At 52.1% G+C, this 21,611-nt stretch carries 18 protein-coding genes; 6 read left to right on the top strand and 12 right to left on the bottom strand.

Annotated features, from left to right (window positions below):
• The first annotated feature begins 63 nt into the window (after positions 1–63).
• The gene (locus tag LDL70_RS05690) at positions 64–1,149 is read left to right on the top strand and encodes a siderophore-interacting protein (protein WP_225687675.1); all 1,086 of its coding nucleotides are present in this window, start codon (positions 64–66) and stop codon (positions 1,147–1,149) included.
• Positions 1,150–1,152: 3 nt separating this feature from the next.
• Here LDL70_RS05690 and LDL70_RS05685 read toward each other — a convergent pair whose 3' ends face one another.
• The 5 genes from LDL70_RS05685 to LDL70_RS05665 all read right to left on the bottom strand — a co-directional run bounded on the left by LDL70_RS05685 (position 1,153) and on the right by LDL70_RS05665 (position 6,892).
• Positions 1,153–2,925, bottom strand: a complete 1,773-nt coding sequence (locus LDL70_RS05685; protein ID WP_116088101.1) for an SLC13 family permease — start codon at positions 2,923–2,925, stop codon at positions 1,153–1,155.
• Positions 2,926–3,150: 225 nt separating this feature from the next.
• A complete protein-coding gene (locus tag LDL70_RS05680; protein WP_022710367.1) occupies positions 3,151–3,744 on the bottom strand; it encodes an ABC-type transport auxiliary lipoprotein family protein in 594 nt (197 codons plus the stop codon).
• A complete protein-coding gene (locus tag LDL70_RS05675) occupies positions 3,744–4,739 on the bottom strand; it encodes an MlaD family protein (RefSeq protein WP_225687674.1) in 996 nt (331 codons plus the stop codon). Before LDL70_RS05675 ends, LDL70_RS05680 begins: the two co-directional genes overlap by 1 nt.
• Positions 4,739–5,671, bottom strand: a complete 933-nt coding sequence (locus tag LDL70_RS05670) for an ABC transporter ATP-binding protein (protein ID WP_225687673.1) — start codon at positions 5,669–5,671, stop codon at positions 4,739–4,741. Before LDL70_RS05670 ends, LDL70_RS05675 begins: the two co-directional genes overlap by 1 nt.
• A 33-nt stretch (positions 5,672–5,704) precedes the next feature.
• Entirely contained in the window at positions 5,705–6,892 is a 1,188-nt protein-coding gene (locus tag LDL70_RS05665) for an ABC transporter permease (protein ID WP_075655507.1), read from the bottom strand.
• A 178-nt stretch (positions 6,893–7,070) separates the two neighbouring features.
• Between LDL70_RS05665 and dgcA the strand changes: the two genes are divergently transcribed.
• From dgcA to LDL70_RS05650, 3 genes are all read left to right on the top strand, one after another.
• Positions 7,071–8,063 (top strand): N-acetyl-D-Glu racemase DgcA, encoded by a 993-nt coding sequence (dgcA, locus tag LDL70_RS05660; protein WP_225687672.1) that lies wholly within the window; start codon positions 7,071–7,073, stop codon positions 8,061–8,063.
• A 363-nt stretch (positions 8,064–8,426) separates the two neighbouring features.
• On the top strand, positions 8,427–10,775 hold the full coding sequence (locus LDL70_RS05655; RefSeq protein WP_083646965.1) for an NADP-dependent malic enzyme: 2,349 nt from the start codon (positions 8,427–8,429) through the stop codon (positions 10,773–10,775).
• A gap of 208 nt (positions 10,776–10,983) precedes the next feature.
• Complete coding sequence (locus LDL70_RS05650; protein ID WP_225687671.1) at positions 10,984–11,757, top strand: hypothetical protein; 774 nt, start codon at positions 10,984–10,986, stop codon at positions 11,755–11,757.
• On the opposite strand, the gene gltX is transcribed toward LDL70_RS05650, so the two are convergent.
• The 7 genes from gltX to rpiA all read right to left on the bottom strand — a co-directional run bounded on the left by gltX (position 11,720) and on the right by rpiA (position 19,938).
• Positions 11,720–13,093, bottom strand: a complete 1,374-nt coding sequence (gene gltX, locus LDL70_RS05645) for a glutamate--tRNA ligase (protein ID WP_225687670.1) — start codon at positions 13,091–13,093, stop codon at positions 11,720–11,722. The genes LDL70_RS05650 and gltX overlap by 38 nt on opposite strands.
• A 23-nt stretch (positions 13,094–13,116) precedes the next feature.
• Positions 13,117–14,799, bottom strand: coding sequence for an NAD+ synthase (locus tag LDL70_RS05640; RefSeq protein WP_225687669.1), 1,683 nt, complete (start codon positions 14,797–14,799; stop codon positions 13,117–13,119).
• An 82-nt stretch (positions 14,800–14,881) separates the two neighbouring features.
• Positions 14,882–15,247 (bottom strand): diacylglycerol kinase, encoded by a 366-nt coding sequence (locus LDL70_RS05635; RefSeq protein ID WP_028233502.1) that lies wholly within the window; start codon positions 15,245–15,247, stop codon positions 14,882–14,884.
• Between the two features lie 80 nt (positions 15,248–15,327).
• Positions 15,328–16,707, bottom strand: coding sequence for a class II 3-deoxy-7-phosphoheptulonate synthase (locus tag LDL70_RS05630; RefSeq protein ID WP_075655519.1), 1,380 nt, complete (start codon positions 16,705–16,707; stop codon positions 15,328–15,330).
• 260 nt (positions 16,708–16,967) lie between these two features.
• Entirely contained in the window at positions 16,968–18,362 is a 1,395-nt protein-coding gene (gene gor / locus LDL70_RS05625; protein WP_225687668.1) for a glutathione-disulfide reductase, read from the bottom strand.
• Between the two features lie 255 nt (positions 18,363–18,617).
• Positions 18,618–19,145 carry a DUF2059 domain-containing protein gene (locus tag LDL70_RS05620; protein ID WP_022710379.1) on the bottom strand — a complete coding sequence of 176 codons (528 nt, stop codon included), beginning with the start codon at positions 19,143–19,145 and terminating at the stop codon, positions 18,618–18,620.
• Positions 19,146–19,239: 94 nt separating this feature from the next.
• Positions 19,240–19,938 carry a ribose-5-phosphate isomerase RpiA gene (gene rpiA, locus LDL70_RS05615; RefSeq protein WP_022710380.1) on the bottom strand — a complete coding sequence of 233 codons (699 nt, stop codon included), beginning with the start codon at positions 19,936–19,938 and terminating at the stop codon, positions 19,240–19,242.
• Positions 19,939–20,211: 273 nt separating this feature from the next.
• On the opposite strand from rpiA, the gene LDL70_RS05610 reads away from it, so the two are divergent.
• Together LDL70_RS05610 and LDL70_RS05605 are read left to right on the top strand one after the other, a co-directional pair.
• Positions 20,212–20,928, top strand: coding sequence for an HAD family hydrolase (locus LDL70_RS05610; RefSeq protein WP_225687667.1), 717 nt, complete (start codon positions 20,212–20,214; stop codon positions 20,926–20,928).
• Positions 20,929–20,951: 23 nt separating this feature from the next.
• Positions 20,952–21,512 carry a class I SAM-dependent methyltransferase gene (locus tag LDL70_RS05605; protein WP_225687666.1) on the top strand — a complete coding sequence of 187 codons (561 nt, stop codon included), beginning with the start codon at positions 20,952–20,954 and terminating at the stop codon, positions 21,510–21,512.
• The last annotated feature ends 99 nt before the right edge of the window (positions 21,513–21,611 follow it).

The raw sequence follows: 21,611 nt of genomic DNA, 5'->3' as shown, positions 1-21,611 counted from the left end.
CAGGCGGCATTTTATGCTGCCTGTCTTTTTTGCGTTCATCCTGTTTCCAAAATCGAGAACACCGTGTCAGAGCATTCATCATCACTGCACAGCTATGCCAATATCCGCCTCGTCAACGGGGCAAGCTACCTGCCGCCGATTATCGACCGTCTCAACTCCTATGAAGCGCATTATGACGCGCATGAAGAACTGCATGCATTTTATTACCCTTTCGGACAGATCGAGCTGAAATTGCAGCCTGAAGGTTATCAGGTTTCATTACGTGCCGGTGAAACTGTCGGGCTGAGCCGCCTGAAAGATCTGGCTGCTGTAGCCATCAAACTCTATACCAAAGAAGAAGCACCGGACATTCTCTGGGAAGGCGATCATGCCGGTGAGCAGCCACTGCCGCAATTCCGGCTGATGACCATTGTCTCTGCCCGTTATTTCACACCGCATATGCTGCGGATCCGTTTCAGCGGTGAAGACCTCAAACGCTTTTCACTGTTCGGCGCCATGCATGTGCGGTTACTATTGCCGACCCAAGATGTGCCGCAGCCTGTCTGGCCGATCATGGGGCCGAACGGCCTGCCCTTCTGGCCGGATGAAACAAAGAGGCCGGCAGCGCGCGCTTACACCATCCGCAATCTCAATATTGAAGAAGGCTGGATGGAGATTGATTTCTATATTCATGAAACCGAAGGGCTGGCCAGCCAATGGGCTAAAAATACCCGCACAGGTGATATTGCCGGTCTGATGGGGCCGGTTGGCCGTCCGCTGCGGCAGGCAAAACAATATCTGATCGGCACGGATATGACCGGCCTGCCCGCTGTCGGGCGGATGCTGGAAGAATTCACACCCGATGTTACCGGCCATGTGCTGATTGCCGTTGATGCGCAATCTGATATTCAGCCGCTCACCCATCCTGAAGGTGTGACTGTCGAATGGATTGTGAATGCCGATCAGGATGCAGCAGCAACAGCACTGACAGACAGGCTCTGCGCTTTGCCTTGGCCGGACGGTAGTGACAGTTTCGGCTGGTTTGCCGGTGAAGCTGACTGTGCCAAAATCATGCGCGATTACTGGCGCAAACAGCTTGGTAAATCCCGTGACCAGACACTGGTTGCCGGTTACTGGCAGAAAGATTCAACCGGCTTCATGGCCGGTTGATATTTACTGCAAAGGCCACCAGAACATCAGCACCGGTACGGCCACGCAAATAATGATGAAAGACAAAGGCAGGCCAAGGCGCGGATAATCACTGAAACGATATCCGCCCGGCCCCATCACAAGTGTATTGCACTGGTGGCCGATCGGCGAAAGAAAGTCACAACCGGCACCAATCGCCACAGCCATCAGAAATGCTTCGGGTTTAAAACCGAGGCCGGAAGCAAAACTGGTGGCAATCGGCGCCATTACCAGCACTGTCGCCGCATTATTGAGAAACGGTGTGACCGCCATTGCTGTAATCAAAATCAGAGCCAGCGCACCGGCAGGCGGCATTTGATGTGCGAATATTGTCAGCCATTGCGCTATCACATCCGTTGCACCGGTTGTGCGCAAGGCATCACTGACCGGAATAAGCGCAGCCAGCATCACGAGAATCGGCCCGTCAACGGATGAATAAACCTCACTGACCGGAATAACCCGGAAGACAACCATCGCCACTGCCGCCGCAAAGAAGGCGATTGAGACAGGCACAACGCCCAAGGCAGTTATTCCGATAGCAACCAGCAGGATCGACAGCGGGATAAGCCCGCGCCGGACACTGCCGAGCAGAATGGTACGCCGTGCCAGCGGCAGGCAGCCCAGTTCGCGCAGCAATGGCGGCAAAATCCCCTGCCGTCCCTGCAATACCACCACATCGCCCTGATGCAGAATAACCTCGCGCAGACGCTCGCTGATACGCTCTCCCTGACGGCTCACCGCCAGCAGATTAACATCATAATTCTCATAGAGATTAAGTCCGCGCGCCGATGTACCGATCAGCGCGGAATCCTTGCCGATCACCGCTTCAATAGCCTCAATCTCGGCAGAACCGGAATTCTCGGAAGGTATGCGGTCTTCCGTCAGTTTGAGCTTGCCATTGCTGACAATCGCATCCAGCGCTTTCGGATCACCTTCCAGCAGAATAACATCGCCTTCAGCAATCACCGTATCCGGCAGCGGTGCAACGCGTTTTGTATCGCGCAAGATGGATGTCACCATCGCATTGCCTTCGGCCGGTTTCACCAGATCAGTGATCTTTTTACCGATAACCGTCGCACCTTTCGGCACCCGTGCTTCCGAGACATAATTGCGGATTTCAATAGCCTCATCCACACTGACATTTTCGCGCTTACGCTGCGGAACCAGCCAGTAGAACAGTGCCAGATAAATAATCCCCACGACAGCCAGCGTTGCACCGACCGGCGTGAAATCAAACATGGTGAAACTCTCGCCCACCATTTCAGCGCGTACACGTGACACCACAATATTGGGCGATGTGCCGACCTGCGTCATCAATCCGCCAAGCAGTGCGCCAAAGGCCATCGGCATCAGGAAAACCGACGGGGATACATTGGAACGGCGCGCAAATTGCAGTGCAACCGGAATCATAATGGCCAGAGCGCCGACATTTTTCACGAAAGCCGAGAGAACTGTCACCACACCGACTAGTAACAGCATTTGCAGCCGCACGGCATTGAGATGCGGTACAAAACGCTGCACCGCCGCCTCCATCAGGCCCGAGCGTGCCACACCGGCACTGACAATCAGCGCACTGCCGACAATGATAACAATATCATCCGCAAAACCGGTGAAAGCTTTGTCATAGGGAACCAGACCGAGACTGACAGAGATCAGCAGGAAGCACAGCGCAACCACATCATAGCGAAACCGATCCCAGATAAAGACAGCCATCATCAAAGCGATAACCATGAGTGCCAATATCTGATGCAAGGTCATACGGCCTGCTCTCCCTGTCTTTTCCCCCGCTCTGTCATGAGTAAAGGGAATCGCATCTGCATATTTCAGCTTTTATACAGCAGACAGAATATTTTTCTTTTATTGATTTGGGGAGAGAAAAAAAGACGGCATAAATGCCGCCTTTTAAAAAATTAAATATCTCAATGTTTTCAGAACACAAGACAGAAATACTTATCTGCCGCATGAAGATTTATCTGATTTTTATCAGATAACAGAAACCACCCATGCAACGATCTGTCTGGTCACATCACTGAAACCGGCATCCAATGCGCGGATATAGGCTTTGTTACCAGCGCCGCTGACCGGTGCGGATGATGTGAAGACCCGTGTGGCACGCACTTCACCTGTCTTGTCATTCAGCACACGAACAGCCAGTTCTATCTTGGCTGTCTGCGGTGAGGACGATGCATTGATACCGAAATCACGCAACTCCGCCTGCACCTGATAATTGATCGCGAGGCCGTCACCCGGACGTCCGACACCACCGACAGCATTGCTGTTTTCAAATGCCTGCACCAGACGCGCCTGCACCAGATTGGTCAGACGGTCGCCCCATTGCGCCCCTTTAAGATAGGTGATGGAGCCCGGCGCATCGTGAATAACAATATTCTCACTGTCCAAAGCTTTGAGTGCTGCCGGTGTCGGCACCAATATCTGCACATTCTTACGCTTCTGCGATACCTGCACCTGCGGCGATGAGCTGAGGCTGAATGTATCGAGCGGTGTTGTCGTACAACCGGCCAGCAAAACTGCGGCACCGAGAACTGTCAGTTTATAGTTCAGAATATGCTTCAGCATCAGTGACGTTTCCTTCCGTCATATTGCGGCACAGTGCCTGAACCACCAAAAATAATACGCTGAGGATCCCGCTCAAGATCGGTAATCGCCTGTTCAATGCGCTGCAGCGAACGGCGGCTGTCCACGACAACCGACTGTACATCGCTTAAGCCCTTGCCCGAAAAGCGCGCCAGATTATCCGCAACCGGAGCCAGACGCTTATCCAGATTGTCCGAAGTTTTCTGAATGGAGGCGAGTGTCGCCTTCGCCTGTGCCACAACACCTTCACGGTCTTCCGGCGACAACAGCTTGTCCATTTTGGCCATGATGCCATCCACGCGCTTGGATGCCTCATTCAGGCGCTGCATCATTTCACGCGCTTCCTGAATCGTCTTCTGAACATCCGCAGCATTATCGCCGATCGCACTGATTACATCGGCATTTTTGGCCAGCGCATCAGTAAAGGTCTTGGCATTATTAACTGTGTCTGTCAGCGGACCACGGGCATCATTGACAAAGCCCTCCAGCCCGCCAAGCACACGCTCGGTACGGCCGAAAATATCCTTCGCGGTCGCCATAAGATCAGTAAAGATTGACGGATCAGCATTGATACGCGCCACATAGCCGCCCTTCTCCGCCTCTTCCATCAGATTAGGCTCCATCAGGCTGCCGCCCTTAAGCTCAACAAAAGCGATACCTGTCAAACCCTGAGAAGAAAGCTCGGCCTTGGTGGAACGGGTAATCGGCGTAGTGCGGTTCACTTCAGACTGCACAATCACCATATTCGGATTGAGCGGATCGAGGAACATCTGGCGCACATCGCCAACCTTAATCCCGTTAAACAGCACCTGACTGCCCTTGGACAGACCGGTCACAGAACCGGGAATACGAATTTCCAGCGGCAGCGTATCATTGCCGTCACCGAAACGCGCAGCCCAATAAACGAAACCAAATGCGGCAAGTGTCACAGCAAGTGTGAAAATACCGACCAGAACATAATTGGCTTTTGTTTCCATTACTGATTCAATTCCGTATCTGGTCCTGCATCAAGATTTGTATTCTGGTTTTCAGTCCCGCTCAAATCCGTTTCTTTTTTCTCAACCGGTATTGCTGAGCTTTTGCGCCGGCGGTTTGCTGCATTCATATCAATCTGCCGTGCTCTCTTACCGTTGAAATAGGTCTGTACCCAAGGATCGTCAAATTTCAGCAATTCTTCAACTGTGCCGTCTACCAGCACTTTCTTTTGCCCTAATACAGCAATTCGGTCGCAAATTGCAAAAAGACTATCAAGATCATGGGTTACCATATAAACGGTCAGCCCCATCGTATCGCGCAAATTGGCAATCAGATCATCGAAATCTGCCGCACCGATCGGATCAAGCCCTGATGTCGGCTCGTCGAGAAACACCACTTCGGGATCCAGCGCCAATGCGCGTGCCAGTGCAGCACGTTTAATCATCCCGCCGGAAAGTTCAGACGGATATTTCTCCGCCGTATCCGGTTTCAGCCCCACCAGATCAATTTTGAGCCGTGCCAGTTCGTTCATCAGCTTCGGCGACAGGTCGAGATATTCGCGCATCGGCACCTGAATATTTTCCAGCACTGTCAGCGAAGAAAACAGCGCACCTTGCTGAAAAAGCACGCCCATACGCATATCAATCGCCATTTTCTGGCGCTCATTGACCTTATCAACATCCTGTCCGAAAATATCGATCAGGCCGGATTTCTTCTGGTTCAGCCCCAAAATAGTGCGCATCAGCACCGACTTGCCCGAGCCAGACGGACCGATAAAACCAAGAACCTCGCCGCGGCGAATATCCAGATCCAGCTTGTCCAAAATCACATTACGGCCAAAAGCAACCGTAACATCACGCACGGAGATCACGGCTTCCTGCGCCGCTCCTGCATCTGTGCCCTGTGATGGCTTCCGGTTGTCTTTGCTTGTCATATTCATCCGTATGTTTATCGTAATGCTTTATTTTTAGAACTCGATGGCTGCGTAGAAAATCGCAAACAAGCCGTCCACGACAATCACCACAAAAATCGATTTCACCACCGATGAGGTAACGCGACGACCCAGTGATTCTGCGCTGCCTTTTACCTTCATACCCTCAACCGAAGCCATGATACCGATAATCATCGCCATGAACGGCGCTTTAATCAGACCCGCAAGATAGGTTGAAGTCACAATCGCGTCACGCAACCGGCTCATAAAAGCTTCCGGCGGAATGCCCGAATAGGCCCATGCAACAAAACCGGCACCGGCCAAAGCGGCCAGATCGGCAATGATTGTCAGCATTGGCAGAACAATCACCAGCGCCACCAGTCGCGGAAACACCAGCACACCAACGGGATTGAGACCAATAACCGTCAGCGCATCGGTTTCCTCGCGCATTTTCATCGAGCCGATTTCCGCGGTGATCGCGCTGCCGGATCGCCCTGCAATCATAATCGCAGTGAGCAACACCCCGATTTCACGCAGTACGAGAATACCGACCAGATCGACCACGAAAATTTCCGCACCGAAATAGCGCAACTGGAAGGCGCCCTGCTGGGCAATAATCGCACCGATAATCGTCGACATCAGCAAGACAACAGGTATCGCGCCGACGCCCATACGGTCAATCTGATTAACGATAGCTGCATAGCTGATGCCGTTGCCGCGGCCGGACTTCATCTGCGAACCGCGGATCGTCGCACCCAGAATATGCATCGACATCAAAAAATCATCGCGTGCCGCATACATGAAGCGGCCGAGCTTATCGAGCAGAGCAATTGCAAAAAACGGACGACGGTGTTTTTCAGGCAGCTGATAGCGCTCAACGGCAGCGCCGACCTCTTCCAGCAACGGTGTCCAGCTCGGGCGGATATTATCAATATGCACACTGATCTGCTGTTTGCTCAGCGCAACGCGCAGACGCTCAATCAGCCATGCTCCGGCCGTATCGAGACCGGATATGTCACCCATATCCACTTTCACAACCGGTGCCTGCATTTTATCTGCAAGACCGCTTTCCAGCTTGCGCATCTGATTATCAACGCGGGCGACAGTCAGTGACGTCCAGCGGCCGGATAAAGAGATAATAGTCGCGCCATCATCCGCCACCACATTAATTTCGGGTGCGGATGCAGGGCTGCTACTTGTTTTACCCGTTTTATCGGTCAACATGCGTCTTCCAAAACCTGAGTCTGTTTGGAAATAACCGGATCAGATATGCGCCGGATTACTTCCATCCCTTCTGCAAATATCCAAGTCTATCAGCTTTCTGATAATCCCGAACGCCTGCACCAATATGATTTATCTGCACTATACCAGGCGTAAATTTCTATAATTACGGACAGTACCAATGCAATATAATCTAAACCTGCTTATTGAGCGCTACCCGATTGCAGGGAAATTTACAATCTCGCGCGGCTCCAAAACCGAAGCTGTGGTCGTAGTGTGTGAATTGAGTGACGGTATTCACAGCGGTCATGGCGAATGTGTGCCTTATGCCCGTTACGGCGAAAGCATCGAATCAGTCAGCGAACAAATTCATGCGATTGAGCCCTTGCTGAAACAAGGCGGCTCGGCAGAAAGCCTGCGTCTGAAATTGCAATCCTTTATGCCTGCCGGTGCCGCACGCAATGCCGTAGACTGCGCTTTGTGGGATTTGCAGGCAAAACAATCCGGCACGACAGTTGCTGCTTTGCTCAATATTGCACCACGTCCGCTGATTACTGCGATCACCGTCTCCATTGATACGCCGGAAGCTATGGCCACAGCCACCGCCAAGCTCGCGCATCATCCGCTGATTAAAGTGAAAATCGGCGGTGAGAATGATGCTGCGCGTATTCGTGCCGTGCGGGAAGCCGCACCAAAAGCGCAAATCATTCTGGATGCCAATGAAGGCTGGAATGCGGATAATTTTGCTGAAAATATCAATGTGGCCGCAGAATGCGGGATTGCACTGATCGAACAGCCGCTGCCTTCATCCGATGACAGCTATCTGTTACAGGCCAGCCGCCCTGTGCCGGTCTGCGCTGATGAAAGCGCCCATACATCTGAAGGTCTGGAAAAGCTGAAAGACCGCTATGATGCGGTGAATATCAAGCTGGATAAGACCGGCGGCCTGACTGAAGCGCTGGTCATGCGTGACAAAGCCCGTTCTCTTGGCCTGCAAGTGATGGTCGGCTGCATGGTTGGTTCGTCTCTCGCCATGGCACCTGCCCTGATGGTGGCGCAGGATTCGGATTTCGTCGACCTCGACGGCCCGCTCCTGCTGGCGCGTGATCGTGAACCGGCATTGCATTATGACGGGACAACAGTCTCCCCGCCTCTGCCTGAATTGTGGGGTTAACCGGATTTCGGTTAAGCGCGATTTCACTCTGACTGAGACATAATCGCGCTCCCCTTTCGGCTACAGGCCGCAAAAGCTTATTTTTTGATTTTTACAGTGCCGAATGAGCAGTCTGTGATTTGTAACTTGCCCGAATATCCCATATACGACCTTATTCCTACAAAATGGCACGCTTGTCCGAAGCGCCTCCCTTTGAGACAAATGCGCCAGAGTGTTTTTGGTTAATGTAGTTTGGGCAGACCATTGCGGAAAAGAAATAAGTCCGGCGGACTGATTTCCCCGCACAAGCGGAACCCGCTTTTGCTTAACTGCTTAGCTGTCACGGGGATGACTACCCCAATCGTCTGACTGGACAAGAATTATATGACAAAAAAATCATCCAACGACACGAATAACACCGGCACCGCACAGGTATCCGGCACAGACAGAAAATTCTCAGATTTTGAAGAAGCGGCACTGTTTTACCACCGCTCGCCAAAGCCGGGTAAGCTGGAAATCCAGCCAACAAAAACACTCGGCAACCAGCGCGATCTGGCACTGGCCTATTCCCCGGGTGTTGCAGCTCCTTGTCTTGCTATTCAGGATGATCCGGCACTGGCTGCCGATTATACTGCCCGCGCCAATCTGGTTGCGGTTATTTCCAACGGTACAGCCGTTCTCGGTCTCGGCAATATCGGCCCGCTGGCTTCCAAGCCGGTGATGGAAGGTAAAGCCGTATTGTTCAAGAAATTTGCCGATATTGATGTTTTCGACATTGAAATTGACTCGCTCAAAGTCGAGCGTATGGTTGATGTGATTTCCGCGCTAGAACCAACCTTCGGCGGCATCAATCTGGAAGACATCAAAGCGCCGGAATGTTTCGAAGTTGAAGAACAGCTCCGCGCTAAAATGAACATTCCGGTTTTCCACGACGATCAGCACGGTACTGCGATTATCGTAGCCGCAGCCGTTATGAATGGTCTGGAACTGGCCGGCAAAGATATCACCAAAGCCAAAATCGCCGTTTCCGGTGCCGGTGCGGCAGCGCTTGCCTGTCTTAACCTGCTGGTCAGCCTTGGTGCACAGCACAAGAATATCTGGGTCAGCGATCTGGAAGGCGTTGTCTATAAAGGCCGTAACGAGCTGATGGACCGCTGGAAAGAGGTCTATGCTCAGGATACCGATGCCCGTACACTGAATGACATTATCGCGGATGCGGATGTGTTCCTCGGCGTATCTGCCGCAGGTGTATTGAAGCCGGAAATGGTTGCCAAAATGGCGCCTACCCCGCTGATTATGGCTCTGGCCAATCCGAAGCCGGAAATCATGCCGGAAGAAGCCCGTGCCGTGCGTGAAGATGCAATCATCTGCACCGGCCGTTCGGACTATCCGAACCAGGTGAACAATGTTCTCTGCTTCCCGTATATTTTCCGCGGTGCGCTGGATGTCGGCGCAACAGCCATCAATGAAGAAATGAAAATGGCTGCGGTGAAAGCAATTGCTGCTCTCGCCCGCGAAGAAGTATCCGATGTGGCAGCCCGTGCCTATTCCGGTGATACACCGGTATTTGGTGCCAATTATCTGATCCCGTCGCCGTTTGATCCGCGTCTGATCCTGCGTATTGCTCCGGCTGTGGCAGAAGCTGCTATGGAAACCGGCGTGGCAACCCGCCCGATCACCGATATGGAAGCCTATATCGACCGTCTCAACCGCTTCGTGTTCCGCTCCGGCCTGATTATGAAGCCGGTCTTTGCCGCTGCACGCCGCTCCGCAGACAAGAAACGCGTTATCTATGCCAATGGTGAAGAAGAACGCGTATTGCGCGCTGCTCAGGTGGTGCTGGAAGAAGGCATTGCACAGCCGATCCTGATCGGCCGTCCGAATGTGATCGAAACCCGCCTGCAACGCTATGCGCTGAAAATCAAACCGGGTGTTGATTTTGAAATCATCAATCCGGAAGATGATCCGCGTTACCGTGACTATGTTGATCTGATGCATAAGCTGACCGGCCGTCAGGGTATGACACCGGAAGCCGCCCGTTCCATCGTGCGCACCAATCCGACGGTAATTGCTGCTCTGGCCATGATGCGCAATGAAGCCGATGCGATGATCTGCGGTCTCGAAGGCCGCTTTGAACGTCACCTGACGCTGGTCAAACAGATTCTCGGTGTTCAGACCGGCCTGCATGATCTTTCCACACTCAGCCTGCTGATCTCCTCACGCGGTACCCTGTTCTTTACAGATACCTATGTGACCATTGATCCGAGCGCTGAAGAAATCGCGGAAATGACCATTCTGGCGGCAAAAGAAATCCGCCGCTTTGGTATTGAGCCGAAGGCTGCCCTGCTGTCGCATTCCAACTTTGGTTCGCGCGATTCAAAAAGCGCAGCCAAAATGCGTCAGGCCTGCGCAATTCTGCAGGAACGCGCACCGGAGCTGGAAGTGGATGGTGAAATGCATGGTGACGCGGCTCTGTCGCAGTTCCAGCGTGACCGCGTATTCCCGAATTCCCGTCTGAAGGGCGAAGCCAATCTGCTGGTCTTCCCTAATCTGGATGCCGCGAATATCACCATGAATGTACTGAAGACTGTGACCGATGCCCTGCATGTCGGCCCGATCCTGCTTGGTGCAGCCCGTCCTGCGCATATTCTCACACCGTCGGTTACATCGCGCGGTATTGTCAATATGACAGCACTGGCCGTTGTTGAGGCTTCACAGCGCACAACAGCCTGATTTCAACAGCGCTATAAAAATAATTAAACGCCGCATCGTTTCAAAAAATGATGCGGCGTTTTTTGTTAGCAATAAAATCTGATCCGAAAACACAAAAACATGATTGATATTTCAAAATATTATTGAAAATCAATAATTTACACGTCATTTACCATCAATATTCATACTCTTCTCATTAGCAGTTCAGATTATTTGAGCGGAGTATTTCATGTTTTCATCAATCCATTTCAAAATAGCAGTTTTTCAATTTTCAGCATTTAAAGCCGTGTTGGTTGCAGCCACACTTATATTTGCAAGCAGCCCTGCAATTTCACAGAACCTGTCTGATGGCCGTATATGCCGTGCCTACGAACAGGATTTGCGTAATATTGATTATCATACCAGCCTGAATGCGCAGCAAGCCAAACGCTATCAACAACTGAGCCAAATGCAGCGGCAGGCCAACAGTGATGCCAGACGTTACTCCTGCAATCCGGGACCATTCAGCAATGGTTCTGCTTCAGAAGAATGCCGCTATATACGTGCCTCCCAACACCGTATCGAAAGCGCCTTACAGCAGATTTCCCGTGCAGCGGCAACACCACAGCAGAGACATCTGCGACAGGTCATTTACACAGATATGCGCCGCTATAATTGCCGCAGCCCGCAAGAGGTTGAACGGCTGATGAAAGAAAACCGCGCTGTCACCACAACACGCAAGCGCATTAAACAGACTTATAAAAAGCCGAAAACTGTCAAGCAGGCCGTATTGCAGCAGCCAACCGTCTTCGTACCTGCAGAAAACATAACCAGCACCACGGATCTGATACCGGTTAAGGCAACTGCCAGTGTCGGCAAATCACCCTTCTCCATTCCGGCAGTCCCTGTGATGAAACATACAAAAGCGGCGGAGAAATCCCCGCCGCTTATTCAGGAAGCCGTTGATTATGTGCCTGATCCGGCGATCAGGCGCGTCGGGCCAGCGTATTTTCCCGCCCAATAAGCGGCAAGAGATCAGCCAGTTCAGGGCCGGAAGCAACACCGGTCAGCGCCAAACGCAAAGGCATGAACAATGTTTTGCCTTTGCGGCCGGTTGCGGCTTTCACAGCCTCTGTCCAGGCTTTCCAGACATCACTGCCCCAAGGCGCTTCCGGCAGCAGATCGAAAGCCTGCGCGATGAAATCCTTGTCTTCATCGGCCACAGCATCACTGAAAGGCTCGGTGCGATTGACGATTTCCCACCACTGCGCAGCATCCTGCACATGGTCGATATTACCGCGCACAGTTGCCCAGAAGGCTTCAGCTTTGTCGCCGGAAATACCCAAGGCTGCCAGACGCGGTTCAACATCGGCAAATTCCAGATGATGGATCAAAGCACGGTTGAGACCGGTCAGATCAGCCGGATCGAATTTGGCATTGGATTTTGATGCATGGGACGGTTCATAGCGTGCCGCCAGTTCTTCCATAGTTGCAATCGGCTCAACATTATCCGATGTACCGGTCAGCACCGCCAGAGAAGCAACCGCCATAGGCTCCACACCGGCTTCGCGCAAACTACCAACAGACAAAGCACCGGAGCGCTTGGACAGGCCTTCACCGCTTGTTGTAGTCAGCAGATTATGATGACCGAAGACCGGAACCACATCGCTCAGTGCACGGAAAATTGCAATCTGTGCGCCGGTATTGGTCACGTGGTCGTCGCCACGGATAATATGGGTAATGCCCATATCAATATCATCCACCACCGATGGCAGCGTATAGAGATAGGTGCCGTCTTCACGCACCAGTACCGGATCGGACATGGAAGCAAGATCAACAGTCTGCGGGCCGCGCACCAGATCATCCCAATGTACTTCTGTACGCTCGGTTTCAAACGGCGTTGCTTTGAAATTCGGCAGCAGGAAGCGCCAATGCGGCTTGCGTCCTTCAGCTTCAAAAGCGGCCTTCTGCTCATCCGTCAGTTTCAGCGCATCGCGGCCATAGACCGGTGGCAGACGGCGGGTCAGACGTAATTTACGGCGCAGTTCCAGTTCTTCTGCTGTTTCATAACAGGCATAGAGCAAACCGGCTGCTTTCAGCTTTTCAACAGCAGCATCATAGACCGCAAAACGCTTGGACTGATATTCGACGCGGGATGGTTTGATGCCCAGCCAGTCGATGTCACGGGCAATCGCTTCCGCATATTCTGATCGAGAGCGCTCCACATCCGTATCATCGTAACGCAGGATGAATTGCCCCTTATTTTTGAGCGCAAATAACCAGTTATAAAGCGCCGGACGGGCATTGCCGATATGGATATAGCCGGTCGGCGACGGTGCAAAACGAACGATTACAGTCATAATTTTCTTCTTTTGATCTTGTATTAGTGCCGGTCGCGGAAGCGGTTGGTTATCGGATAACGACGGTCGCGGCCAAAATTCTTGGTGGTAATCTTCACACCCGGCGCCGATTGTCTGCGCTTATATTCGGCGATGTAAAGCAGGTGCTCCACACGCTCGACCACAGCGCGATCATAGCCCTCGGCAACAATCTCATCCACACTGCGTTCATGCTCGACCAGAGCCTCCAGAACCGCATCCAGCACCGGATATGGCGGCAGGGAGTCCTGATCGGTCTGATTGTCGCGCAGTTCCGCACTCGGTGCCTTGTCGATGATATTTTGCGGCACGACCACGCCTTCAGGTCCCATAGCACCTTCCGGCAGATGATGATTGCGCCAGTCGGCCAGCGCATAGACCTGCATCTTGTAGAGGTCTTTGATCGGATTGAAGCCGCCATTCATATCGCCATAGAGCGTGGCATAGCCGACAGCCATTTCCGACTTATTACCGGTGGTTACAACCATCGAGCCGAATTTGTTGGAAATCGCCATCAGAATAACGCCACGGGCGCGGCTTTGCAGATTTTCTTCAGTTACACCGCTCTCCGTGCCGGCAAACAGTGGTTGCAGCACATTGAGAAAGCCCTCAACAGGTTCTGCAATCGGCACAATATCATAACGGCATCCAAGTGCCTCAGCGCAGTCTTTCGCGTCTTTGAGCGACATTTCGGACGTATAGCGATAAGGCAGCATCACCGTATGCACACGGTCTTTTCCCAGAGCATCAACAGCCAGCGCTGCACAAATCGCGGAGTCCAGCCCGCCGGACAGGCCAAGCACGATGCTTTTGAAGCCGTTCTTGTTCACATAATCACGCAGGCCATGCATACAGGCAAGATAGTCCGCCTCCTCACCTTCCGGCACCCAGTTGCGGTCGCCGTCTGCACAAGACCAGCCATCCGCACCGCGTGTCCACTCGGTTATAGAGACCAGCTCTTCAAACTGCGGCAGTTGCACCGCCAGATGATGATTGGCATTGATAACAAATGAACCACCATCGAACAGCAACTCATCCTGCCCGCCGGTTTGGTTGGCATAGACCAATGGCAGACCGGTTTCGACGACCTGACGCACGGCTATCTGGTGACGCACTTCCATTTTGGAGCGGTGATATGGCGAGCCATTCGGCACCAGCAGAATTTCCGCGCCGCTCTCTGCCAGCGTTTCACACACGCCGAGTTCGCCCCAGATATCTTCGCAAACCGGAATACCTAAACGCACACCACGGAAATTGACCGGGCCCGGCATAGCGCCAGCCTGAAAATTGCGCTGCTCGTCAAACTCACCGTAATTCGGCAGGTCAACTTTGAAGCGCTCGGCAATGACCTTACCGCCATCCAGCACCATCACCGCATTATGCAGACCGGTTTCGCGTTGCAAAGGCGTGCCGATAATCACTCCCGGTCCGCCGTCAGCGGTTTCCAGCGCAAAGGCCTGCACTGTCTTTTCACAAGCTTTGACAAAAGCAGGCTTGGAAACCAGATCTTCCGGCGGATAGCCGCAGATGAACAATTCAGTAAACAGGATCAGATCAGCCTTGGCATCAGCCGCAGTTTTGCGGGCTACACGCGCCTTGGCAAGATTGCCCTGAAGATCGCCCATAACCGGATTCAGCTGGGCGATTGCGATACGTAATTTATCGGGAGATGTGGTCTGTGTGCTCATAGCACAAGCATTACCGCGACTGCCTTTTTCTTGCAATGAGAAACGGGTGCAGATCAGTGAATACAGGCACCCATATCATTATTTAAGCAGAAAAAATCAGCGGTCGTACAAGCGGCCAGAGATGATAAATCCAGATGGTTGCACACATGATCGACGCGATCAGCACGGCAAGTGAGCCTGCATCTTTGGCAATCTGAATATCTTTCTTGAAATCACGGCTGATAGCGTTGCAGGTAGCTTCAACGGACGTATTGATGACTTCCACCAGCAACAGAAATAATACCGCGCCGACCAGCAACAGATAGGCTGCCATATCCGCAGCCACAAACCATGCCACAGGCAGAGAGACAAGCAGCAGAAGCAGTTCCTGCTGCACCGGCTTTTCATGGCGCGCCAGATGGTTCAGCGACCGCATAGAATTGATAAATGCTTTAAAAATGCGTTCCATATTGCCCCGCAATAAACCGGAAATCATAAAAATACGGGCGGGAAACCAAGCCCCGCCCGTATAGTTTTAGCTATTTAAAATCAGGCATTTGCCGCGATTTTCTGAGGTTGTGAATCACGGTCTTTCTTCAGAAGTTCCGCCACGAGGAATGCCAGCTCCAGAGCCTGATCCGCATTGAGGCGCGGGTCGCAATGGGTGTGGTAACGGTCGGACAGGTCTTCTGCAGAAATGGCGCGTGCACCACCGGTGCATTCGGTCACATTCTTACCGGTCATTTCGATATGAATACCACCGGCATGAGTGCCTTCGGCCTGATGCACTGCAAAGAAGCTCTGAACTTCTTTCAGAATACGATCAAACGGACGGGTCTTATAACCCGCAGCAGTGATCGTATTGCCATGCATCGGATCGCAGGACCAGACAACCTTACGGCCTTCCTTCTCAACCGCACGGATCAGACGCGGCAGATGATCTTCCACTTTGTCATAGCCGAAACGGGCAATCAGGGTCAGACGACCGGCTTCATTTTCCGGATTCAAACGGTCGATGAGGCGCAGCAGATCATCAGCTTCCAGTGAAGGACCGCATTTCATACCGATCGGGTTCTTGATACCACGGCAATATTCAATATGCGCATGGTCAAGCTGGCGGGTACGGTCGCCGATCCACATCATGTGGCCGGATGTGCCATACCAGTCACCCGAGGTCGAATCCACACGGGTCAGCGCTTCTTCATAGCCAAGCAGCAGAGCTTCGTGGCTGGTGTAGAAATCGGTTTCACGCAGCGCATGATTGCTGTCTGCGGTAATGCCGATAGAGCGCATGAAATTGATGGTCTCGGAAATGCGGTTGGCAACGGCAACATAACGCTCGTTCTGCGGGCTGTCCGAAACAAAGCCGAGCGTCCATTTATGCACGTTTTCCAGATTGGCATAGCCACCCTGTGCGAAAGCACGCAACAGGTTGAGCGTTGCCGCAGATTGGCGGTAAACCATTTCCTGACGGTTCGGATCCGGAATGCGCGATGCTTCATTGAACTCGATACCGTTGATGACATCACCACGGTAAGAAGGCAGTTCCACACCATTCACGGTTTCCATGTCGCTTGAGCGCGGCTTGGCAAACTGACCGGCAATACGGCCAATTTTAACAACAGGCTGTGATCCGCCGAAAGTCAGCACAACAGCCATCTGCAAAAACACGCGGAAAAAGTCGCGGATATTGTCCGCGCCATGTTCCGCAAAGCTTTCTGCACAATCGCCACCCTGTAAAAGGAAGGCGCGACCTTCAGCCACTTCGGCCAGTTGCCTGGTAAGCTTGCGCGCTTCCCCTGCAAAAACCAAAGGCGGATATGTACGCAGACGAGCCTCGACATCGGCCAAAGCCTGCGCGTCCGGATAAGAAGGCACTTGCTTAATCGGCATGCCTCTCCAGGATTGCGGTGTCCAGTTCTTCGTCATTATAGCACCTGTAATATATTCTGATTTTATTTAGAGTTATCCCCTGCTGCACCGCACCATTGCAGTAACAGCCTTGCGTATATAGTCCACCGGAAGACAATGTACCAGCCGCAATTAAGCCGACAGGCTCCAGCCTTGTCATTTTTGCCAAGATTTAAGTCACATCTTGTAATTTTATGACGAAATCCATCAAAACTCACAAAAAAACCGGCGATTACCACCGCCGGTCTGTCACTCTGTCTCATGAGCGATACAAATAATCAGCCCTGACGCTGCCCTTTGACCAGCCTGTAGCTTGGTGTGTACATGGTCACGAACTCTTCCGCAGCGGAAGGATGCAGCGCCATTGTGCGGTCAAAATCATCTTTTGACGCTGCCGCTTTCAAAGCAATACCAAGCAGCTGCGCCATTTCACCGGCATCCGGCCCGAGCACATGGGCACCCAGCACTTTACGCGTATCCCCATCAACAACCAGCTTGGTCAGCATTTTCTCATAGCGTCCGGCCAGCGTATTGCGCATCGGGCGGAAATGCGCGCGATAAATTTCAACATTGGCATATTGCTTCGCCGCCTCTTCCTCCGACATGCCAACTGTGCCGATTTCCGGCTGCGAAAAGACAGCGGTCGGGATCAGCTCATGGTCAGGGCGCATCGGATTGCCCTTAAATGCCGTTTCAAGGAAGCACATAGCCTCATGAATGGCGACAGGCGTCAGCTGAACACGATTGGTCACATCACCGACAGCCCAGATATTCTCCACATTGGTATGGGAATATTCGTCAACAATGATCGAACCGTCTTCCGCTTGTTTCACACCGGCATTTTCAAGGCCAAGTCCTTTTGTATTCGGTACGCGGCCGATTGCCTGCAGCACCTGATCGGCGGCCAGCACTTCACCATTGCTCAGTGTAACACTCAGACGGTGCTCACCTTCGGCTTCTGCAACTGAGGTAATATTGGCTTCCGTGACAATACGGATGCCTTTTTCAATCATCGCCTCAGTAACCAGCCGGAACAGATCGCCGTCAAAACGGTGCAAAATCTGCTTGCCACGATAGACCAGCGTGGTCTCAACACCCAGACCGTTGAAAATACCGGCAAATTCAACAGCAATATAACCGCCGCCCTGAATAGTAATCGACTTTGGCAGCTTAGCCAGATCAAAAACCTGATCGGAATTGATGCAAAGCTCGTGCCCAGGCATGGCATCATCCATAAACGGATGACCACCGGTCGCGATCAAAATGGTTTCCGCAGTAACAGTTTTGCCGCTGCCGACCAGTTCAATTGTATGGGCGTCTTTCAGCACGGCACGATAAGGCAGAATCTCCGTCTTCGCATTATTCAGCCCCTTGGTATAAAGGCCTTCAAGACGGGTAATTTCAGCTTCTTTATTGGCAACCAGCTTTGACCAGTCAAAACTGGTTTCGCCGACAGTCCAGCCATAACCTGCAGCATCACTGAAATGTTCCGGAAACTGGGATGCATAGACATAAAGCTTTTTCGGTACGCAGCCGCGGATCACACAAGTGCCGCCCATGCGAAACTCTTCTGCCAGCCCGACGCGTTTTCCCATAGCTCCGGCAAGACGCCCTGCCCGAACACCGCCGGAACCGCCGCCGATCACAAACAGGTCATAGTCATAACTGGTCATTTTAGTCTCCGAATTTTTTACGCGTTATCCGAATATGTTACCGGCACAATGGCTTAACAAGAGGAACCGTTACAGAACGTTACAACAGTCAAATTTAAGACTGAATCATTGAAACTGATGTAACTCATTGTTTTTACGTATCATCCCACACAGTTTTGCTGGAAATACAGTAAAGTCACAAGCTCAACGTGCCAAATAATATGCAATAAAAAAGCCCGGCACTCGGACCGGGCTTTTTCTGTCATTGAGACTGAATTATTCAGCAGCAGCCGGAGCTGCACTGCCGGCAGCTTTCGCCAGCACTTCACCAACCTGCATAGCCAGATCACGGGCAACGCCGTTCTGCCAGACTTCAGCAGCCTTCAGCACTTCACGGGTTACAATCGGGCCTTCAGAAATCAGTTTCTTACCGGCTTCGGATGTATAGAAGCCGCTGATTGCTTTCAGTTCATCTTCACTGAAAGAATTTGCATAGGCACGGGCAGCTTCGGTTTCCAGATCGGAGCGGCGGGCAGCCAGTGCCAGAGCCTTATCATCAACTGTTTTGGTGATGATTGCTTCGAGATTCGGGTCTTTCTGGATCAGCTCAGATTTCAGAGCCTGTGCTGCACGTGGCAGAATGCCGTCAAACTGTTCGGTAGCGCCGATTGCAGCAATTGCAGCACGCGCGGCTGCCAGATGAGACTGCGAAGCCTCCTGAGCCTGCGCGAGATTGACACCAGCCAGTACTGTAAGCGCCGCCAGCGGCGCAATAAGACGGCGATAGCCAGTTGCCTTGGTCATATGGTCAATACTCCGTTTTTTATTCACTTTACACCGTTCTGTACGGCGTGAAATCTGTTTGTTCCGGCAATAGCCGACAGATATGTATTTAAAATTACGACAATGTACGGATGCCTGATGTGCCTGCAATAATCGCAGCACGCGCAAGCCCGATAAACAAACCATGCTCTACAACACCCGGAATGGCGAAGAGTGCGTCTGATAATGCTTTTGTATCCGGAATACGGCCAAAAGATGCATCAAGAATATAATGTCCGCCGTCCGTTACGAAAATTTCGCCGTCTTTCATGCGAAGATTCAACGGCGCTTCCAATCCGAGGCCGGCAATAGCCTTTTCAATTGCCAGCTTTGTTGCGGCCAGACCAAAACGGTTCACTTCAACCGGCAGCGGGAAGCGGCCGAGTGTGTCCACAACTTTTGATTCGTCAGCAATAACGATCATAGCATCAGATGCGGCAGCGACAATTTTCTCGCGCAATAAAGCACCGCCGCCGCCCTTAATCAGCGACAGATCGCCATCCACTTCATCTGCACCGTCGATAGTGAGATCAAGATGCGGGGTTTCTTCCAGCGTAGTCAGCGGAACGCCCAGTTCAGCGCACAAAGCAGCGGTGCGTTCAGAGGTCGGCACGCCGATGATTTCGAAGCCTTCAGCCACCTTAACGGCCAGCAAACGCACGAATTCCTCAGCTGTGGAGCCGGTACCGATACCGAGCTTCATACCGCTTTTCACATGGGTTAAAGCCTCAGCGGCGGCGGCAATTTTCAACTGACGCGGATCAACTGAACTCATAAATCTGCTTCCCGTATTTCCATTTGCAGCTTTGGCTGCGAAACGCTTTATGCCTTAACAGGCCACGCGCGGTAGTCGCGCAAAACACCGTTAATGCTGCTTATTTCCGCACTGCTGTAGCACGAGCATCACGCGCGGCAAATATATTATTGTTCCCATTTCATCTATTTAGCGAAAAAGACTATCAATAAGCCGCATTTCAGGTAGGTTTTGCCAATGCCGCACACTTTCCGTGCCGTGTTCTGTAAAATAGCGATAAGCCAAAGGGCAGATATGTCTCATTCCTCCGCAACCACCACAGCGCAACCAGTTATCGTCTTTGATCTCGACGGCACACTGGTAGATACAGCTCCGGATTTGCTCGACAGCCTCAATCACTGTCTGATTGCCGGTGGTCTGACACCTGCCGATCCGGTCTCTCTGCGTAAATTTGTCGGTTCCGGTGCGAAAGTGATGATTGAGCGTGCTTATCAGGCACAAAACCGTCAGCTGACGGATGAGGATATGAAAACGCTGTTTGCCCTGTTTATGGAGCATTATAACGGCAATATGCCGGGCAAGTCAGCCTTTTACCCCGGTGTGCTGAACAGTCTCGACCGGCTGAGTGCCGCAGGTTATGTCCTTGCTGTCTGCACCAACAAGTTTGAAATCAGTGCCAAGGCATTGCTGGAGCGCATGAGTGAAGCGCATCGCTTTGCCGCGATCTGCGGACAGGATACCTTCCCTTACCGCAAGCCTGATCCGCGCCATCTGACGGATACAATTGCGCAGGCCAAAGGCGACCGTTATCAGGCGGTTATGGTTGGCGACAGCCGCGCCGATATTGACGCGGCCAAAGCTGCCGGTATTCCGGTGATTGCCGTTGATTTCGGCTATACCGATCTGCATGTCTCGCATTTTGAGCCAAGCCGCATCATCTCGCATTTTGACGAGATGACACTGGATATGATCAGCGACTTGCTGGAGGCAGCAAAAGAAGCAGCGGAATAATTTTATACGACCTGTGGAGCACTATGACCGGTAAGCAGAATATTCAAGCTACTCAATCCTTTGGCAAAACCATTGATTTTGGCAAAACTGCCTCTGATTACCGGAATTTTCGTGCCGGTTTTCCGCCGAAGTTTTTCGATGCTTTAAGCGCGAAAAACTATATCAGCCCTGCACAAACAGCGCTTGATATTGGCACAGGAACCGGCACCGTCGCCCGCGGCCTTGCACAAAAAGGGCTGATTGTTACCGGTGTTGATCCGGCGCAGGCCTTGCTTGATGAAGCTACAGAACTGGACAGAGACACAGGAGTTAACACCCATTACCGGACAGGCTCAGCCGAGAGCCTTACCGAAGCGAATGATAGTTTTGATCTTTTGACAGCCGGACAATGCTGGCACTGGTTTGATCGTCCGAAAGCGGCTCAAGAAGCAAAACGGGTTCTGAAACCTCATGGCCGTATCATTATCGCTCATTTCGACTGGTTGCCCTTTGCAGGGAATGTTGTTGAAGCAACAGAACAGCTTATTCTGAAATACAATCCGAAATGGACAATGGGCGGTGGCAGCGGAATTTATCCGCAATGATTACAGGATCTGGCAGAAGCTGGTTTCTCTACGATTGAAACCTTCTCATTTGATCTGCCGGTTTATTACAGCCATGAAGCATGGCGCGGGCGTATTCGT

Source organism: Pseudochrobactrum sp. XF203, from assembly GCF_020341615.1.
In the GTDB taxonomy this organism is placed as follows: domain Bacteria; phylum Pseudomonadota; class Alphaproteobacteria; order Rhizobiales; family Rhizobiaceae; genus Pseudochrobactrum; species Pseudochrobactrum saccharolyticum.
The sequence above is the reverse complement of the archived record's forward strand: the minus strand, read 5'-3'. Positions and strand labels throughout refer to the sequence as shown.

Excerpts from the sequence above, each read along its gene's own strand:
- LDL70_RS05685 (WP_116088101.1), bottom strand. The coding sequence starts at position 2,925 with ATGACCTTGCATCAGATATTGGCACTCATGGTTATCGCTTTGATGATG.
- LDL70_RS05680 (WP_022710367.1), bottom strand. The coding sequence starts at position 3,744 with ATGCTGAAGCATATTCTGAACTATAAACTGACAGTTCTCGGTGCCGCA.
- LDL70_RS05675 (WP_225687674.1), bottom strand. The coding sequence starts at position 4,739 with ATGGAAACAAAAGCCAATTATGTTCTGGTCGGTATTTTCACACTTGCT.
- LDL70_RS05670 (WP_225687673.1), bottom strand. The coding sequence starts at position 5,671 with ATGACAAGCAAAGACAACCGGAAGCCATCACAGGGCACAGATGCAGGA.
- LDL70_RS05665 (WP_075655507.1), bottom strand. The coding sequence starts at position 6,892 with ATGTTGACCGATAAAACGGGTAAAACAAGTAGCAGCCCTGCATCCGCA.
- dgcA (WP_225687672.1), top strand. The coding sequence starts at position 7,071 with ATGCAATATAATCTAAACCTGCTTATTGAGCGCTACCCGATTGCAGGG.
- LDL70_RS05655 (WP_083646965.1), top strand. The coding sequence starts at position 8,427 with ATGACAAAAAAATCATCCAACGACACGAATAACACCGGCACCGCACAG.
- LDL70_RS05650 (WP_225687671.1), top strand. The coding sequence starts at position 10,984 with ATGTTTTCATCAATCCATTTCAAAATAGCAGTTTTTCAATTTTCAGCA.
- gltX (WP_225687670.1), bottom strand. The coding sequence starts at position 13,093 with ATGACTGTAATCGTTCGTTTTGCACCGTCGCCGACCGGCTATATCCAT.
- LDL70_RS05640 (WP_225687669.1), bottom strand. The coding sequence starts at position 14,799 with ATGAGCACACAGACCACATCTCCCGATAAATTACGTATCGCAATCGCC.
- LDL70_RS05635 (WP_028233502.1), bottom strand. The coding sequence starts at position 15,247 with ATGGAACGCATTTTTAAAGCATTTATCAATTCTATGCGGTCGCTGAAC.
- LDL70_RS05630 (WP_075655519.1), bottom strand. The coding sequence starts at position 16,707 with ATGACGAAGAACTGGACACCGCAATCCTGGAGAGGCATGCCGATTAAG.
- gor (WP_225687668.1), bottom strand. The coding sequence starts at position 18,362 with ATGACCAGTTATGACTATGACCTGTTTGTGATCGGCGGCGGTTCCGGC.
- LDL70_RS05620 (WP_022710379.1), bottom strand. The coding sequence starts at position 19,145 with ATGACCAAGGCAACTGGCTATCGCCGTCTTATTGCGCCGCTGGCGGCG.
- rpiA (WP_022710380.1), bottom strand. The coding sequence starts at position 19,938 with ATGAGTTCAGTTGATCCGCGTCAGTTGAAAATTGCCGCCGCCGCTGAG.
- LDL70_RS05610 (WP_225687667.1), top strand. The coding sequence starts at position 20,212 with ATGTCTCATTCCTCCGCAACCACCACAGCGCAACCAGTTATCGTCTTT.
- LDL70_RS05605 (WP_225687666.1), top strand. The coding sequence starts at position 20,952 with ATGACCGGTAAGCAGAATATTCAAGCTACTCAATCCTTTGGCAAAACC.